The 17423-nt window shown below is 62.5% G+C and carries 14 protein-coding genes and 2 pseudogenes; 1 reads left to right on the forward strand and 15 read right to left on the reverse strand.

From position 1 onward, the window contains the following. Positions 1-55: 55 nt before the first annotated feature. From NKJ84_RS25125 to NKJ84_RS25165, 9 genes are all read right to left on the reverse strand, one after another. Entirely contained in the window at positions 56-1798 is a 1743-nt protein-coding gene (locus tag NKJ84_RS25125) for a relaxase/mobilization nuclease domain-containing protein (RefSeq protein WP_352508695.1), read from the reverse strand. 244 nt (positions 1799-2042) lie between these two features. Continuing rightward, positions 2043-2831 (reverse strand): lytic transglycosylase domain-containing protein, encoded by a 789-nt coding sequence (locus NKJ84_RS25130; RefSeq protein ID WP_352508696.1) that lies wholly within the window; start codon positions 2829-2831, stop codon positions 2043-2045. Between the two features lie 262 nt (positions 2832-3093). Then, a complete protein-coding gene (locus NKJ84_RS25135; RefSeq protein WP_352476759.1) occupies positions 3094-3420 on the reverse strand; it encodes a DUF736 domain-containing protein in 327 nt (108 codons plus the stop codon). A gap of 45 nt (positions 3421-3465) precedes the next feature. After that, the gene (locus NKJ84_RS25140) at positions 3466-4026 is read right to left on the reverse strand and encodes a S26 family signal peptidase (protein ID WP_352508697.1); all 561 of its coding nucleotides are present in this window, start codon (positions 4024-4026) and stop codon (positions 3466-3468) included. Further along, entirely contained in the window at positions 4023-4454 is a 432-nt protein-coding gene (locus tag NKJ84_RS25145) for a replication initiator protein A (protein WP_352508698.1), read from the reverse strand. Before NKJ84_RS25145 ends, NKJ84_RS25140 begins: the two co-directional genes overlap by 4 nt. 16 nt (positions 4455-4470) lie before the next feature. Further along, complete coding sequence (locus NKJ84_RS25150; RefSeq protein WP_023717048.1) at positions 4471-4761, reverse strand: helix-turn-helix transcriptional regulator; 291 nt, start codon at positions 4759-4761, stop codon at positions 4471-4473. Between the two features lie 114 nt (positions 4762-4875). Continuing rightward, positions 4876-5400: a DUF2285 domain-containing protein gene (locus NKJ84_RS25155; protein WP_352508699.1), complete on the reverse strand. Its 525-nt coding sequence runs from the start codon at positions 5398-5400 to the stop codon at positions 4876-4878. A gap of 46 nt (positions 5401-5446) precedes the next feature. After that, a complete protein-coding gene (locus tag NKJ84_RS25160; RefSeq protein WP_352508706.1) occupies positions 5447-5632 on the reverse strand; it encodes a transcriptional regulator domain-containing protein in 186 nt (61 codons plus the stop codon). Positions 5633-5799: 167 nt separating this feature from the next. Further along, the gene (locus NKJ84_RS25165; protein WP_023717050.1) at positions 5800-6078 is read right to left on the reverse strand and encodes a DNA -binding domain-containing protein; all 279 of its coding nucleotides are present in this window, start codon (positions 6076-6078) and stop codon (positions 5800-5802) included. A 125-nt stretch (positions 6079-6203) separates the two neighbouring features. Here NKJ84_RS25165 and NKJ84_RS25170 point away from each other — a divergent pair, with 125 nt between their 5' ends. Further along, positions 6204-6419, forward strand: a complete 216-nt coding sequence (locus tag NKJ84_RS25170) for a helix-turn-helix domain-containing protein (protein WP_023674290.1) — start codon at positions 6204-6206, stop codon at positions 6417-6419. Between the two features lie 194 nt (positions 6420-6613). On the opposite strand, the gene NKJ84_RS25175 is transcribed toward NKJ84_RS25170, so the two are convergent. The 6 genes and pseudogenes from NKJ84_RS25175 to NKJ84_RS25200 all read right to left on the reverse strand — a co-directional run. After that, a complete protein-coding gene (locus NKJ84_RS25175; RefSeq protein WP_023717052.1) occupies positions 6614-6943 on the reverse strand; it encodes a DUF736 domain-containing protein in 330 nt (109 codons plus the stop codon). A gap of 785 nt (positions 6944-7728) precedes the next feature. After that, a pseudogene (locus NKJ84_RS25180) lies at positions 7729-8663 on the reverse strand (DUF2493 domain-containing protein). Positions 8664-8975: 312 nt separating this feature from the next. After that, a complete protein-coding gene (locus NKJ84_RS25185) occupies positions 8976-10022 on the reverse strand; it encodes a DUF7146 domain-containing protein (RefSeq protein WP_352508700.1) in 1047 nt (348 codons plus the stop codon). Beyond that, entirely contained in the window at positions 10022-14383 is a 4362-nt protein-coding gene (locus tag NKJ84_RS25190; RefSeq protein ID WP_352508701.1) for a strawberry notch-like NTP hydrolase domain-containing protein, read from the reverse strand. Before NKJ84_RS25190 ends, NKJ84_RS25185 begins: the two co-directional genes overlap by 1 nt. A 363-nt stretch (positions 14384-14746) precedes the next feature. After that, entirely contained in the window at positions 14747-16867 is a 2121-nt protein-coding gene (locus NKJ84_RS25195; protein WP_352508702.1) for a ParB/RepB/Spo0J family partition protein, read from the reverse strand. A 237-nt stretch (positions 16868-17104) separates the two neighbouring features. Further along, a pseudogene (locus NKJ84_RS25200) lies at positions 17105-17317 on the reverse strand (zincin-like metallopeptidase domain-containing protein); the annotation flags it as partial. Positions 17318-17423: the final 106 nt, after the last annotated feature.

The following is a 17423-nucleotide window of genomic DNA, read 5'->3' on the forward strand; positions in this document are numbered from 1 at the left end:
TGCGACGGACCGTGCCGGCTTCCCAGCATCAGGATAGAGCATACGCGTGTAACCATCATAAGCCGATGCCGCGCTTCTTTCCCAGGCTCCAATCCACGCCCCCCGTATCTGAGCACACGACCCCGGTAACTTGATTACCCAATCGCTTTTCGAGCGACGGCGACCAGGGCACCAGCTTGAATTCGAGTCCATTATCGATCATCGCGAGCCGGCCTGAAGCCAGCAAGAAACGCCGCCGGTAAATCCCAGCCACATGATTGCCGTTGGCACCTTTCGTGAATGACAGGCCCGTCTCGGCGGCGATGCGGGCACCAAGCGATTCCACCTCATGATCGTGTAGTGTATCGATCAGATTGCGGGCAAGAATGACGCGCTGTCCCTCGCGCCTGGCCAGATCGCGGCTGACAAGGTGATCTACCCGATCTTGCAGTGCCTGTCTTACGTCCTTGCCAAAGCCGCCGTCACCGACTTCGGCGGGCTCGCGTGCAACGAGTTGGCGATCGAGCCAAGTCGCGCCGGAAGCATGGACCTGCTGTTCGATTGAGAGGTCGGAGCGGACGGCGAGCGTGACCCGGCCACCGCCATTTGCACTCGCATCGCGACACAACTCCACGACCGAGCCCGGGTCGGAATCTCCTGCCGCATCAGGATCATGGAAGCGAATGTGGTGCGTGCGTCCATCGATGCCATCGACGATGGCATAGGCCGCGCCGCGCCGTTCGTCATCAAGGCCGCGTTCGAGCAGTCGGCCGATCACGGGCGCATCAATTTTTTCGGCGGCCAGCACGTAGTCGGCTGTCCCCTTTTCTAGCCCATGCACGGTGAGACTGCGGTGCATGCGCTTGATGATGTCGCCGCGTTCACCGAGGGCGCGCAAAGTGGCCTCGGCCTCTTCGACCACCATCCATTGGCCGGGACGGATCTCGTTCGCGAGACCCAGGCGTTCCAGTTGCCGCAGCCGGCCGACTTTGAGCCCCAGGAACTGGTCGGGATGGCGATCAGGGTGTGGCGCGAGATCAATGATACCATGACGGTCGGCGTCACGAACAAGCTGGCGATCGAGCTGCGTCCAGCGCTCAGTGTCGACTTGGTGCTCGATGGCCTGGCGGATGTCGAGGTCGGTGCGGAGCCCAAGCGTCTGGGTGAGAATGTCGCTCGCCCGATCGCGCATGCCCTGGCGGATGTAGTCGCGCGAGATGACAAGACTCTCGCCATCGTCGGCAACGCCGCGAACGAGGATGTGAACGTGCGGATGTTTGGTGTTCCAGTGATCGACGGCTACCCAGTCAAGCCTCGTGCCGAGGTCGCGCTCGATGTCGACCATCAGGTCACGAGTGAAGTTCTTGAGCTCGCCGAGCTCCATTGCGTCGTCCGGTGAAACGATGAAACGGAAGTGATGCCGATCGTCCTTGCAGCGATCGCAGAAGGCGTCATGATCTGCCTCTTTAGTGTCAGGGCCGAACATCCTCGCCTTCTCACCATCCCGTGTAACACCTTCGCGGCGAAGATATTTGAGATGGGTGGCGAGTGGCGCAGACCCTCTGAACTGCCGCACCACACGGGTCTTGACGACGGCGACACGTGAGCGGTCACAGATGAGGCGACTGGCGCGGATGCTCGCTGACCTGCCGCGGCCAAACGTTGAAGCTCGCGGGGAGGTGATCCGACCCTCGCGTGTAAGGTGACCGCCGGCGCGCTGTGTGGCCGCAAGAGCCTGGAAGATGAAGGGTCGTGCGCGCTGGCCGGCGCGGGAGCGGATACGACCGGGGCGGACGCGAAAGCTATCGTCACGCTTCATGCTAGGCGGCCACGAGGTGCGGTTTCCATTGAAAGACTGAAAAAATGGGAATAGCGCACATCGCTGATTGTGGCAGCACATCGCGAAATCCGCCGAAAATTGTAAGGAAAACAATCGGCCCAACCGAGCCGCACCTCGCGGCCCTTTATCCTGCCACTCTCTCTGTCCTCATCTGCGGACAACCCTTCCGCCGCAATTTCCGCGACGGAACAGGCCGGAATGGAATTGAGGAGGAACGTGGCGATCATCGCGATATGGCTAAAGAGGGTTGAGCGAATAGGCCGGAAACAGCGTGGTTCGATTGGAAATCGGTTTCACCCGGCCGTGGCTCGATCGCGGTCAGGTCCGCAACAGGATGGCCCATTGGCGACCGCATCGCGGACGAATGAATCGCCGCAAAGATCGTCTCGGCATAACCATTGCCATCCGATGCAGCGGCGTTCCGAATGTCATGGGGATGCGCAAAGATCGTTGCACGGAGTGAGCTGGCTCTGCCCCTTCTTTGCCGCGCGCGCCGCGGACTGAGAACTGCACCATCGAGCAGCGGCGCGAGTTTCCTGACGTAGTCGACCGTCTCGCGTGGCAGCGGCCGGCCGGTTGAGAGATGTTCCGTGTACCGACCAGGACCGGCATTGTAAGCGGCAAGAAAGCCGCTGCGCCCGAAGCTGTCGAGCATTTCGCGAAGATATGCTGCCCCTGCAAGAATGTTGTCACGCGGTTGATAGGGATCGTCACCCAAACGGTATTTGATGCGCAGTTCTTCCCACGTCGCCGGCATGATCTGCATCAAGCCCCTTGCGCCCTTGCTTGAAAGCGCACGAACATCGCCGACGCTCTCAACATGCATGACGCCGCGCAGCAACCGCTCTGGAATCGCGAAGCGTTTTGACGCTTCCCGGATATGCCGCGACCACGGGCCAGCCGACAAGATCGTCGACTCGGAGTGCGCCGGCCGTTCACCAGCAGAGGAAGCCGCTGCACCAGTTTCGGGTGCCACGAAGCCGAGCATGACACATGCGGCAAACGTCGTCATGCCTCTGTGGGCTGCATCCCGCAGACCGCAGAACCGATGCGCCGCCGGCCTGCGACGGTGTTCGCTTCCGTTAAGGGCAGGGGCTCGCCGATCGAACCGGCTTTGCCAAAACTGTGATGAAATCTGTGTCCGGAGCCACAAGCAAGTATCCGGCCCCCTCTGGGCTGCCTCGCGGGCGATCGGGTCGAAGGGTTTGACCGGCACGCAATGGATCAAAAGGGTTGGCGAGAAAGATTCGTCGAAGGGCTCCAGAAGCATCTGTTCAGCCTCGCCCGTCGCGCTTCGAGGATCGGTTCCAGTGCAGGCTCCAGACGCTGTTCTCTGCATCGGACCGGAACAGCTTGGCGCGGATCGGCTGCGTAAAGGACGGGTCGTCAATTGAGACGGAAAGGTAATCCCCAGCCTTGTCTCCGGCGCGGTCCCAAGCCGCACCGACCGCCATCCCTTCGCAATAGATCAGATAGTCGGGCGCGTTTTCGGTTTTTGATTTCTCGGCAGGCAGAATGGCAATCTTCGCCTCGATTGTTAGCGTGGAGAGATTGCCGAAGAAGCCGTCATCATTGCGCGTGAAGGTTCCGATCTGGGTCATTGCAGTGCTCCTTTCATGAGTGTTAGTGCGCGTTCAGCCGAGCCGTCACGGCTCGCTAGAAAGGGGATCGTTGGTGACATCCAGCACCGGAGTGGTGGGCTCCGTGGTCCAGACGGGAACCGCGCGGCCAACGATTGATGAGAGCGGGAGCGGGCCGAAATAGCGGCTGTCAAAACTGTCGGCTGCACCCGGGTTCATAAGGAAGACGTCGGCCTCGGCAATGTCGCGGCAGCCCTGCCAGATGGGCAGGGGTCGGCCGCGACTGTCACGCTCGCGCGCATGTCCATACGTTTTGCCGTTGACGATGATCGTTGTGCCTTGGCGACAGACGGTTGCGCCCCCGAGTGCCAAAATACGCTTCAGGAGCGGCACATTTTTCGGCAGATACCCGCGTCTTGCCATGAAGGCCGCCAATGGCTCGGGCGGCATGATGACGGCGATATTGGCAATACCGATTTTGTCGGCCGGCTGGACGCGATAGAGCCCGACGGGGATGCTCGCCGATGCGTTCCAGATGGACAGCGGCGGATGGCTAATCCATGCCGGCGCCGCGGCGAGCACTACGCCGCCAACCATCGTGGCGATGATCTTTGTGCGCTTGCTCATGACTCGATCCCGGGGCGCAGCAGGCAAGTTTTACGACGCTGGGCCGTGTATGGACTCGGCTGCTCGCGTGCGGCTATCCGGCTGTGGACATGCCGCCGTTTACGCAGCGACATGAAGGTCAGGGCTTGCTGCTGTTTCGCCGCTACCAGGCGGCGCGGTTGCAATCTCCTGGCTTGCGCGTGGATGGTTTGCGACGCAGCCCAGACCAGGATGGCAGCGTTCCAAATCGTTGCCATGCCGTGCACACTTGCCGCCTCAACGCAGGTCGATTCTTCGCCCGCATGAGAGTGGATCGGTGTCAGGCGGCCGGATTTCACCATCAAGACGAGCTGCCAGGCCACAACGTCCCGCGTGCCGGGTGGAGGGAAGCCGGATGAGGGGACATGAGGCAGCGCAAATTGCTGCTGAACGGTCTCGCGATACTGCATTTCGGTGCGCCACAGATCAGGAGCTGCGGTCGCGCCTGCCGACATAGGCGGGCGCGCGGGCTGCATGGGGTTTTGCCGGCGGAACATAGGTCGCGTTGGCATCGCTGGTGGAGGTGCGTGCGCCCAGATCTATCCAAGCGTGCAGGTCGTTGATGTCGTAGAGAACGCGCCCGCCGACCTTTCGGTATTTTGGGCCGGTGCCGTAGGTCCGGTGCTTTTCGAGTGTGCGGGCGCAGAGCCCGACGATGGGTGCTGCCTCCTTCGTGCGCAAATACTTTTGGGGCGCGTCCGCGGGACCCTTCGACATCGCTCGATCTCCATTCGGTTCTGCTGTCGTCCTGGCCTGCCGGGACGCGCGAAGTGGACCATGGTCGAAATGAGGAAAGGCGAGGGAGGGCAAAGATTGGGGGGTGCGTTTTTGCTACCCCGAAGAAGGACTTCGGCGGCCGGACTTTTCGCTGCGGTTGTGGGGGTAGAAGAGAAGATCGCGATAGCCGCCGGCGACTAAAAAAGCTGCACGGCGTAAGATAGCTCGGACCTTGTGGCGGAGATGATGATCACGCCAATCTCGCGGCACAATCGGCTCTTGCGAGAACAGCACCTCCGCGAGCTGACGATAGGTTGCACCCGTGCGGTGACCATCATGTGCGCGTAAATTGAGGATATGCCTGGTCTTGGTCTGTTGCGGCAGTGCGCCGTAGGATGGACCGGCTGCCCGGCCGTTCAGTGCGCGCCAGAACCGGCGCGCTGCATCGAGCCGCGTCTCGAATGCAGCGTCGAGTGGCAGAAGGATAGCGTTGAATTCACCGGCGCGGTCGTCAGCGACGAGATGACTTTTCCCAATTAAGGTAGACCAAATAATGTGAAGGCCTTCGTTCTGCGGCCAAACGCTGGCTCCGCCAAGGCTGGAAGGTTGAACTGTCTGGTGGGATGCAGGTACCCGCATGACCCGGAGCACGCGCGGCGAGGCCTGTTCCGTCCAGATGATATTGTCAGCTTTCGGAAGTCCGGCAGCGGCAGTTTTGAAATCGCGCGCCCCAACGGGCGGCGAGATCGGGCTGACCGGCAGGTTCTCCAGAACCAGCGGATTGCGATGCAAGCTGGGTGCACTCTGCCACGAATTCGTCATTCCGGATCAGATACTCGGCAGCGAACTCCGTAGCCTGGTAGCTGCACATATGTTCATACGCCGCCGGATCGGTCCAATCGCCTTGCACTGTTCCTGTCCTCTCCGCGTACCCGGATGTGAGGCGTCGGCGTCAACATTCAGGGGGATAAGGAAGTTGGATAGTTGGAGAGTCGGCAAAACATTATGCCGATTCAGCAAAGTGGAGCGCCGGTCGCCTCAGTGCGGAGCGCCGCCGGCGAGAAGATATCGGTAGCCGCTGGTTGTCATCCATCGGGCGCGGGCAAGATGGGTCTCCCAGGACCGGAATGCTCGTTCCGGCTCCTGCTCCGGGTCTATATGCAAGACGATCCTGGCCACCTCTTGCCAATCGGCATCTTCCGCTGCCGCGTCAAGCAGGCGAATGTAGGTGAGCAGACGCTCCTCGTCATAGCCGGTCAGGACCGGGGCATCCGGCGCAATGTCGGCGACATCAGGATCGAGCAGCGGTTTAAGCATGTATTTGACCGTTCATATTTCGATCGCGATCTCGAAGGAGCCGTCCTTTAGATCGAGCACCAATCATAGCGAATAGGAACGATCATTCCTAGAACGATAGTTCCCTTTCTGATCCCTAATCCGTCATGAATCTCAAGGAGATCATGGCGGCCAACATGCGTCGTCTGCGCCATGACCAGAACGTGACGCAGGAGGAACTGGCCGCCCGCTCTGGACTGAGCATGCGTTACGTGGGATCGATCGAGCGCGCTCGGGTCTCGGCCAGCATCAGTGTTCTTGGGAGGATCGCCACTGCGCTGAATGTCGACCCATGCGAGTTGATCAGAAAATCGGCACCGTGAGTTGACGCGGGAAGCACCGCGAATTTTCGATGATCGGCGAGGCAACATGCAGGAATGAAGTCTCCAGTCGCGAACACGATCGGTAGTCGCCCCACAGTCCGACGGAGCTCGTTGCGCAGCGACTGCGCTCAACTTGTCGGGTGAAAGGAGATCGGCCCCGCCCTGTTCGTCCGGGCGGAGCCTTGGTCGGGGCCTTACTCGGCGTTGCGGCGCCCGTTGGGGCGGGACCAGATGAGGCTGAAGCCTTCGCCTTCCTCATCGTTGAAGAGGTTGGCGTAGATCGGAGCAGTGAAGCTCGGATCGTCCAGCTTCATGCCGAGATAGTCGCGGCCGTCGTTGGAGCGCTTGGACCATGCGGCGCCGATCTCGACCTGCCCGACGAAGACACGGTGGCTGGGGGCGCTGTCGCCAGAGCGGTTGGTCTCGGGCACGACCCGGACGTTCTTGGTCTGGAGCGAGAGGGTCACGATTTCGCCGGTGAACTCATTGTTGCCGGCCCTCTTGAAGGTTCCGATTATCGCCATGAGTTTTCTCCTTGAACTCTGTTTCGAGCCCGCACCGTTGCGGCCTCGATGGCGATCGGCGGGCCGGAGGCGATCGACGCCGCATCGCTTGCGACCGCAGCGCCAGCGGAGGATGGCAGCCAGGCGACTTTGTTGTTTGGCGAGGAATGACGGCGCAGCCGGCAGGGGAAGAAAGTCGATCGGCGCCATTGCGGCTTAGGCGATCGAGGCGCAGCCGACCTTCGGCCAGATCAGCCCATTAAAGAGGCCGTTTGGAGCGGCCCACCAGACAGAGACATCAACGGAGAACCTGGCGATACCGTCGCTGGCGAAATCCCGGCTACGACGATCAGCGGCGTCGATGCTCCTCTGTACAGGCATTGCGAGTCGCAAGCTGTTGTCAGCACCGCGCTTAAGACACGGTTCAAGTCACGGCTGACGTGCATCACCGGATATCTGCTATCTCTGGAACGAGACGGCACGCCGTGGTGGATTCGAACTGTGCGTCGCGCGATGCCGTGTCAGCGACAACGCTAACAATGCGACGGCCGCTCAAGAACAAGCATCCTGCCCACGCCGGTTGTTCGGTGAGTTCGCCCAGATCCGGCCCCTGTTCGGTTGAAGAGGCGTCGTTATTCGCAGCTGTGATGCCAGCTGCGACGCAGCTGAAACGTTGACGGCAAGCGTGACGGCGTCGCGCGCCTTTGCCAGGGCGCGGACTTGAGTATCGCATAAGACGGGCGGCGCCGAGCTGCCCGACCGCGGCCGTATCGTACAATCGAAAAAAGGGTAGGGGCGGGCAGCGCTTACGCGCCGCCTCCCTTGGGGCGGAAGTCGAGGACTGGGATGCCGAGCTTTTTTGCCTTGTCAGCAAGATTGTCCTGAATTCCGGTCCCGGGAAAGACGATGACGCCTATCGGCAGCAACTCCAGCTTGCGTCATTGCGCTTGAACGGGGCGGCTTTGGCATGCTTTGTCCAATCAGGGGCAAAGCCGATTTGGGGTACCTTGCGATGGTCTGCCCAGCAGGAGGCGATCTTTTCGCCACCCTTCGGCGATTTCCCGTGCATCAAGACCATGTCGGGATGCCGGGCGTGGACCTGGTCGAGCTTGGCCCAGATCAGCTGGTGGTCATTGAAGTCGAACCCAGCGGTGAAGGCGATTTTCGGGCCAGGTGGCAGAAGGACTTCCTGCGAGGCGCGTTTCTTGGCGCTGAGAAAGTCGCGGCTGTCGATCAGCGCAGAGGTCAGGTTGCGGTGGTTGACCATCGATCCGCTGCGCGGTCGCCAACTGGATCCGGTGTGGCGCTCGTAGTGCTCCGCGGCCTGATCACGCATCAGTTCGAAGGCGCTTTGGCGTTCGATCAGCGTCTGCCCTTCGGCCGTCAGGCGTTCCAGCTCGACGGATTTCACTTCGCTGCCGTCCTGCTCACACTGGCTGCGGCGTTGCGCCTGCTCGTTGTGGTCGAGCTCGCGCTCGATCCGATCTGCGGCGCGGTGAAAGATGTTGACGGTCGACCATAGAAGATCGTCGAGATCGGGCTCGAGGCGAGTGTCTTGCAGTGCCACGATGAGGGCGTCGAAGATGTCGGCGATCGCGCCGGCGACGCAGTGGCCCTCTGGAAGCGGTCGAGGATCAGGCTCATCTGCGAAGGGCCGGTAGCCATAGAGCTGGAGTTCGGTGAGGACTTGGTCGATGGGTGAAGACGAGTGCTGTGGTTCGTAGTCGTTATGCTCGCTCATTGGATGCTCCGCCGGTTGGACCGCGACCCTCGCGGCCTTCATGGCGACGGAAGCCGGCGGACGGGACGGACCTGCACCCCCAGCGAAGCGAAGGGCCGGAGTGTCAGCGGAGGAGGGGGAGGGCCGGCTATTTTGCTTCGCGATGGAAAGCGCTCCCTTGGGAGCGCGCCGGAAAATAGTCGGCCGAAGACATTGCGGGTCTGGCTCGTTTGCTGGCCGATCGCCCTCTCGAAGGCCCGCAGGCGCGGTTCTCTCCGACTTCGGGGGCATCCGAGCGATGCAAGCGACAGCGGACAGGTTGTTCGTTCCAAATTATCCCGCCACTGCCATGAAACGGGCGATGTCCTGCGGCGCGAACTGGACACGCGCGCGTGCTCGAAGATCATCCACGCCAAGCGTACAGAGATCTTCGTTGAAGTCTCCAAGTGTCGGCGAGAGCACAATCGCCTCAATCCCGGCAGCATTCGCTCTTTTGATCAAGGTGTCACGTGCGCCGTCGCCGGCGGGATCGGCATCGCGCACGATGTAGAGCCGTCTCAGCGTGAGGGGGAACAGCATGGCAGCGAGATGGGCTGCCGAGAGTGCCGCTGCCATAGCCATATCGGGCAGGATGCACCGAAGCGACAAGACGGTCTCGATGCCTTCGCCGCCCGCCATGACGTCGCCCGGCAGGCCAAAGCGAACCGCGTGACCGAGAAGATCGCCCATCGCGCGCTTCGGCGTACCGACCGGTGCCTTGCCCCTGCCGGAAGGATCAAGCCAGGTGCGATGTGCGCCAGTCAAATGGCCGTCGAGATCGGTGACGGAAGCGATCATCGCCGGCCAGGTCTCGGTCGGCACGTGTTCGTCGGGCCGGTAGTAGCAGTGCGGGTGAAAACGCAGGCTTTCGGTCCCGTGCAAAGCGGTAATACTGCGGTTGCGCAGATACGCCTCTACGACTGTACCCGCAATCGGCTGCGACATCGCAAACAGCCGACGCGCTGCTTCAGATGATCCGGATGGCGTGTCTACCGATTTCGGTCGGGGAGAAGTCTGCTCTGGTTCGGGATGCGGCAAGCCGAGAAACGTCATTGCTTCATTCGCGACGTCCTTGAAGTTGCTGAAGCCGCGGCTTTCGCGGATGACGTCTAGAAGGTCGCCATGCTCGCCAGTCGCCGCATCGGCCCACTTGCCGGCGGCTCCTTTTCCGTTCGCTGACCCGACGAGACGCACGAACATTGAGCGGCCCGGCGTGTTTTGCACATCGCCGACAAGCCAGTAGCGGCCCTCACGATGCCCGTTCGAAAGATAATAGCGACAAACCGCCTCAGCCTGCTGGCCGAGGCGGTGCGCCAGTTCTGACGCACCGTGGCGGGCCATCACGCGTCCTCCCGCGTGTCGATGCGCTGGACTGGATAACCCTTCAGCAACTTGCCCAGAATTGCGGGTCCAGATGAGTCGGCGGGCACGAACATGCGCAGCTTCCAGGAGATGATCTCTCGGAAGAGGCCGTATGCCGAAAGACGGTCACGCATTGTGTCGTTGAAGCCCGTCAGCTCGATTCGGCTGACGCCCATGATGCGGCTGCGCCGAAGCTGCAGACCATCGGCGAGGTCGAGGATCGTTCGACCGCCCAGTAGCGCAACGAAAGCATCACTGGCTGTGATCGAAGGCGAGCTTGTTGCAAGTGCGCCCGCGATCCATGCTGGCGGGACCTGACGACCGATGATGCGCTCGCCATCGTCAGTCTGGAGCCGGTACACACGTGAGAATTCCCTGGGCAGACGCTTCCAGATCGGCAGCAGCATGCCGACAACGACATGGATAGTGCTGTCCGTGAATTCGGGCACGTCAGCCGTCTCGACACTCCAGGCGTCAGCGAATGCAGCCTGCTCAGCCTCAACCCAGTGGCTCTCCGCCATCATCTTCAATGAGGCCTGATAGTGCTCCATCGGCCGGATCAGCCGGACGCGCCATTCGATCTCGCCGTTGTCCAGCATCAGCGCGGGCGCTGGCACCTGTACGGCGGCGCGGCCGGATCGGTTGTTGACCAGGAGCTTCGCGCGGGGATCGTGAAGCTGGGCAAGGGCATCGGCAAGTGAAACGGGTCGATTGCGCTTGCGCTGGGCGATGGTCAGCAGTCGCGTTTCCGCACCGGTGGCGGCATGGACATGGATGACGCGTCGCTCGGTGACGACGAAGCTCTCCGCACGCAGTGTTTCCAAGCCGATGTCGTAGGCGCCGGAGGCGATGGCGCCCTCGATTTTCGCATTTAGCAATTGCTCGAAGGCCGTAAACAGGACGGTTTGAAGCGCGATGGTGAGCGCCAGCAGCCGATTGAGGAAGGTCGTGATCGGCGGCAGCTCGTCCTTGATGCCGGTGGAATCCGTCAGCGTGAGGCCGGTCGCCTCCTCGAACATCTGGAGTGAGCAGCCGTCCACCTTGCCGCGAACCAGCAGCAGGTAGAGCTGCCGCAGCGCGTCGCGGGCATAGTGCGACTCCAGATTGTCCTCAGGGCGAAATAGGCCCTGTCCGCCGGTCTGGCGCTGGCCGCGCGTAATGGCGCCCAATGTGTCGAGGCGCCGGGCTATCGTCGAGAGAAAGCGCTTCTCAGCCTTCACATCGGTTGCAACCGGCCGGAACAGCGGCGGCTGCGCCTGGTTCGTGCGGTTGGTGCGTCCCAAGCCCTGGATGGCGGCATCGGCCCTCCAGCCCGGCTCGAGCAGATAGTGAACTCGAAGGCGGCGGTTCTTCGCAGTGAGATCAGCGTGATAGCTGCGGCCAGTGCCACCGGCGTCGGAAAACACCAATATGCGCTTGCAGTCATCCATGAATGCCTGTGCCTCGGCGAGATTGGCCGATCCGGCGCGGTTTTCGACGATAAGGCGATCGATGCCTCGAGTGCTGGTCTTGCGCACGATGCGGCGCGACCGGCCTGTCACTTCCGCTACGAGGTCGGTACCGAAGCGCTGTACGATCTGATCGAGAGCCCCCGGGACGGGGGCCAGTGAAGCGAGTTGCTCGATGAGGCGATCGCGGCGGGCGACCGCTTCGCGGCTCTCCACGGGCTGGCCGTCGCGATAGACCGGACGTGACGACAAATTGCCTTCGCTGTCGGTGAACGGCTCATAGAGTTGCACCGGGAACGAATGCTGCAGATACGAGAGGACATATTCGCGCGGCGTGATGTCGACGCGAACGTCGTTCCATTCCTCGGTTGGAATTTCAGCGAGGCGCCGTTCCATCAGTGCCTCGCCGGTCGAGACGATCTGGATGACGGCGGCATGGCCTTGATGGAGATCGCGCTCGATCGAGCGTATCAGGGTCGGCGTCTTCATGCCGGTGAGCAAATGGCCGAAGAAGCGCTGTTTCGTGCTCTCGAAAGCCGAACGTGCAGCCGACTTTGCCTGACGGTTCAGTGTGCCGGTCTCGCCTGTGATGTTGGCGGCCCGCATCGCGGCGTCGAGATTATTATGAATGACACTAAACGCTCCGGCATAGGCGTCGTAAATGCGGGTCTGCTCGGGGGTAAGCTGGTGCTCGACCAGCTCGTATTCGACACCGTCGTAAGAGAGCGATCGGGCCGTATAGAGACCGAGTGCGCGAAGGTCTCGGGCCAGCACTTCCATGGCGGCAACGCCGCCAGCCTCGATAGTCTCGACAAATTCGGCCCTGGTCGCGAAGGGCAAATCGTCGCCACCCCACAGGCCCAAACGCTGCGCGTAGGCGAGGTTGTGGACGGTGGTTGCGCCCGTCGCCGAGACATAGACGACGCGGGCGTTCGGCAGGGCGTTTTGGAGGCGGAGCCCGGCGCGTCCCTGCTGTGAGGCGGCGACGTCGCCGCGTTCTCCCTTGCCGCCTGCGGCGTTCTGCATGGCGTGGCTCTCGTCGAAAATGATCACTCCGTCGAAGTCGGTGCCCAACCATTCGACGATCTGCCGCGCGCGCGAGACCTTCTCACCGCGTTCGTCGGAGCGCAGCGTGGCGTAGGTCGTGAATAGGACCCCTTGATCGAGGCGGATGGCCTTGCCCTGGGGGAACCGCGACAGCGGCGTGACCAGCAGGCGCTCCATGCCGAGAGCAGACCAGTCGCGCTGGGCGTCTTCGATCAGCTTGTCGGATTTGGAGATCCACACCGCCTTGCGGCGGCCCTGCATCCAACTATCCAGGATGATGCCTGCCGACTGGCGGCCCTTGCCGGCGCCCGTCCCGTCGCCGAGCATGAAGCCCCGGCGGAATCGCACGGAGTGCGCGGCATCGTCGCGCGCGGCAGAGACAAGGTCGAAGGTGTCGTCCACCGTCCAGGAACCGGCGAGGAACTCCGAATGGGCCTCGCCGGCATAGATGACTGTTTCTAGCTGCGCGTCGGACAAGAGGCCGTCGCTGACAACCTTGGCAGGAAGAATCGGCCGGTAGCTCGGCTTCGGCGGGGCAACGGATGCCATCGCCGCCGATTGGACCAGCTTGGTCGGATGCGGATGGGCGCCCGGAATGCGGATCGCCTGCAACCCGTATTCCTCATAGATGCCATCGGTGATGCGCCTACTTTCGGCAGGCGTCCAGTCCAATGTCTCGTAAGCAAGCGCGGTGCCTTCCGGCTCGGCAAGGCTGCGCACCGGAGAGGAAGCGGCGGATCTGGCGAGATCACCGCGCACCGTGCGCGCTGTGGGCCCCAGTGCCTTGACGGCGGGCGCAAAAGCCGAAGCGCTGACCGGCAGCCGTGCGGGAACGTGCTCGCCAATCCTGGCGATCAGTGTGGCGACATCGGGCGCCGTGCCGGCTGATGCTGGAAAGATGCCTGGATTGTCGGCCGGCAGTTTGTCGATGACGGTCAGCCGGGTCTCGACGGTGGTGCCATGCCTGGCGTAGACGGCGCCGTCGATCGCGGCGGTGAACACGACGCGAGCGCGCTCCTGGAGCCTGACGAAGGACTCGCGCCTGATAGGCAGCTCTGGGGAAAAATTTGCGCCAGTGATTGCGACAAGCCGCCCGCCCTCGGCGAGCCGGGCCAGCGCAGAGACGACGTGACGATAGGCAGCGTCGGACACGCGGCCGCTGACGTTAGCAAGCACCGAGAACGGCGGGTTCATCAGCACGACGCTTGGTGCAATGCCGGGATCGAGATAATCATCGATCTGCGCTGCGTTGAAGCGAGTGACGGGGATGGCCGGAAAGAGCAATGAGAGAAGTCCGGCGCGGGCCTCGGCCAGTTCGTTGAGCAGCAGTGTGCCGCCGCTGATCTCGGCCAGAATAGCAAGTAACCCGGTGCCGGCGGAGGGCTCCAGCACGCGATCGGCAGGGGTGATTGCCGCAGCAGTCACGGCCGCCAGACCGAGCGGAATGGGGGTGCTGAACTGCTGAAGCGCTTCGGTCTCTTCGGAGCGGCGCGTGTGAGTTGGGAACAGGCCGGCGATCTTGCCCAGCATCGGCAGTGCGGCGGCCGGAGTACCGGCTTTGCGGAGAAGCGACTTTCCGTATTTGCGCAGGAACAGCACCGTCGCGACTTCGCAAGCGTCATAGGCTGATTTCCAGTCCCATGCGCCGGACGCATCGGAGGCACTGAAGGCAGCTTCCATGGCGGAGCGAAGGCTCGAGGCGTCGACGCGCTGACCGCGTTCGAGATGGGGCAGAAGAAACTGCGCTGCGCTGTGGATGGCGGCAGCTGGTTCGACAGCCAGGGAGGATGAGACAAGGGGAAGCGGCACTGCCGGAGCGGCAGTCTTCGAAGAAACATCAAACATGGAGAAAACCTCGAGGAGAGCGGAACGGGAATGAACCGGGCGGCCCTCTCTCTCGACCAATCCGGCTCAAATCCGCCCTGGCCGGCCTCTCCCCTCTGGACTGCGGTCCTGCCGATAACGATCCTTCTTCGATCCAGGCGCTGCGCCGCTACCCGCCGTCAGCCCAACGACGACAGCGGCAACGCGGTTGGCAGCCCGGGGGCGATATCTTGGCACGCAGTGGGGACGGCGGGGCAGCAGCCGCCGAGCGAGAAGGACGCGGCAGAAGCGGGCAATTGGCTTTGCCCGTGTGTGAGAAAGTGAGCGTCCGGCAGGGGTAGGAAAGGGCGCCGCGCGGGCCGAAGCCGCTCCCCGCGCGGCGAGCTAATCAGCGGCCCTGTGCGGGTCGCTATCTTCAATCTGCGCATCGTCGTCTGAGAGGAATTCGGGCAGCTCTTCCCCATAGCCGTCGGTGCCGGCGCCGTTATCAGCGCCAGCGCTGCCGTCGAGGTCGACCAGGCGCAGCGGCTCGGGCAGCCAGCCACTATCGGTCAGCAAGCGCTCGGCTTCCTTCGCCATATCTCCCTTTTTCAGATGCTCGATCAGCTGCGCGGCCTGTTCGCCCTTCGCCTCTCGCACCGCCTCGAGAATGCGGGACTTGGTGATGCGGCCGAGATAGTTTTCGACTGTCGGTGTCCAGCCGGCGTCAACCATATCGAGACCGACCGCGCGTGCCAGTCGATCAGCTTGCGCGATCCGCTGCCGAACGCCGTGTGCCGAGACAGCGCCGCCATAGCGGTCGCCTTTCTCGTGGAGCGCGTTCACGCCGTAGCTGACGCAATGGGCGAGCAACGCCGCGCGGCTGGTCTCATCAAGTGAGGCGATCCAGTCCCAAAGTGCATCGTCCTCGGTCGGCAGGTCCGATTTCCAGGCCTCATGGCGTTCGGCCACCGATTTCGCCGAGGGGCTGTCCTTCAGGTCACCTGCCTGCAGAGGGAAGAAGACGTGACGGATCGAGGCCTCCAGGCAACCGTTCGTGGTGCGGTGCTGGAACGTGTCAGTGACCAGCTTGTGCAAGAGCGCTGTCATGGCGACGTGAGGGTTGCCGGCAACCGCATCGCGCAACGCCAGTGTCCGGTGTGCGGTCAACTCTGTCATCAGTCGGTCCGGCACGGGCTTGACCGCATCGTCCTCGTCTTCCTCGCACTCGACAGCCTGGCCGCCAATGGTGACAACGGCACGGTGCACCGACGAGCTGTCGGCAGCCCCGGGCCCGCCGTCGCTTTTCGATTCATTCGCGCCGTCAAATGACATCAGCGGCACGTCCTCAGGCCGGAGAAAGCCGCGGTCGATCGAGAGTGAGCCGTCAGTGTCGATGCTGACGAACGCGCCGGCGACGGCGATGTCGGCCGGATCGAATCGCCTTGGGCGCTTGTCGAAATTGGCGAGCGCGGTCTCGATTTCACCGAGTCGCTGATCGACGTCTTCGGGCAGCTCGTCAGCACCCTCATATTCGGTTTCAAGCTTGGCATGTTCGGCGTTGAGGGCATCGATGGTAGCCTGCTCCTCGGCAGAGAGATCGAGCGGATCATTCTGCAGCTGATACAGCCCACGCGTTGCGTCGTAGGGGAAGCTGATAGCGACCTCGACCCACTTCCAACCCTCGGCTGCAACTTCCTGGGCAACCGCCTTGAGCTTCTCTGTGACCAGGCGGTCCAGCAGCGCTGCATCCTGCAGCCAGCCGCCGTCATCCGACTGGAACAGGTCGTGCATGACGATACCACCCGCGGCCTCATAGGCGTCGGTCCCCACGAAGACGGCGCGCTTGTCGGAGGCGCGCACCGTCGTTTCGGTCAGCATGCGCCGGATTTGATAGGGCTCTTTCGACCAGGCATCCCTGATTGCCTCCCAGATATGCTCCTGGCGAGCGCGGTCTTCAGAGACCGTGAAAGCCATGAGTTGCTCCAGCGTCATCCCGTCATCGGCATACACATCGAGCAGCACTGGGGAGACAGAAGCCAGCCTAAGCCGTTGCTTAACAACGTTGACCGGCACGAAGAAGGCTGCGGCAATCTCCTCCTCGCTCATGCCTTTTTGGCGCATGTCCTGGAAGGCGCGAAACTGATCGAGCGGGTGCAGCGGCGCTCGCTCAATGTTCTCGGCGAGCGACACCTCCTCGGCAACGATCGCGCTGTGACGGGCGCGCACGACACAGGGCACGAGGGCGGTCTTGGCGAGGCGCTTTTGCTTCACCAGCAGCTCAAGCGCGCGGAAGCGCCGGCCTCCGGCAGGTACCTCAAACATGCCAGTCTCGTTACCGTCGCTGTCGACGACGGGCAAGACGCTGAGGCTCTGGATCAAGCCGCGGCGGGCGATCGAGGCCGCAAGATCCTCGATCGAGATGCCGACCTTGACGCGCCGGACATTGGACTGGGAGAGCACCAGCTTGTTGAAGGGAATGTCGCGCGAGGACGACAGGGTGATCTTCTGAACGGCAGTAGCCATCGGGATGTACTCCGCGACGGGCGGCCGAGAGCCTCTCTCTCGACCTCCAAACCCGTCATGAGAATTCCGTCACTCCTCGCCCTCTGATGTGCTCGGCAGCCACGCGACACTTGTCGCGGAGCAGCAGGTCGGTCCTGGCGCTCTGCAACGACTTCGCCGCAGCGGGGTCCGGCATCGAGGCAGACTTCGGTCATGAACGCATCCGCAGGAAGACGCCGAACTGGAAGCGGGCGGCCATTACGCTGCCTCCCGCCGATCGTCGTCAGCGGCCACTTTGTCCGGCAAGAAACCCAAGAGATAATCCGCAGCCCTGCTTGCCAGAGAGGCGGCGCGAACGATCGCACGGTTATCCTCGCGCAGCACCTCCAGCCACGAGCCGATATAGTCGGCGTGACGCACGGTCGGCGTGATGCCCAGCGAGGCGCAACAGAAAGCCGCACATATCTCGGCGCGTTATCTGAACAGTCAACCTGTCTCAGTGGGCCTTCTTGGCGCTGGACCGGAGAATTCCCCGGATTTTCGATCAGCGGATCGGCATGAGACAGATTCCATGATG

This window comes from Mesorhizobium sp. M0048, assembly GCF_040323405.1.
Classification (GTDB): Bacteria; Pseudomonadota; Alphaproteobacteria; order Rhizobiales; family Rhizobiaceae; genus Mesorhizobium.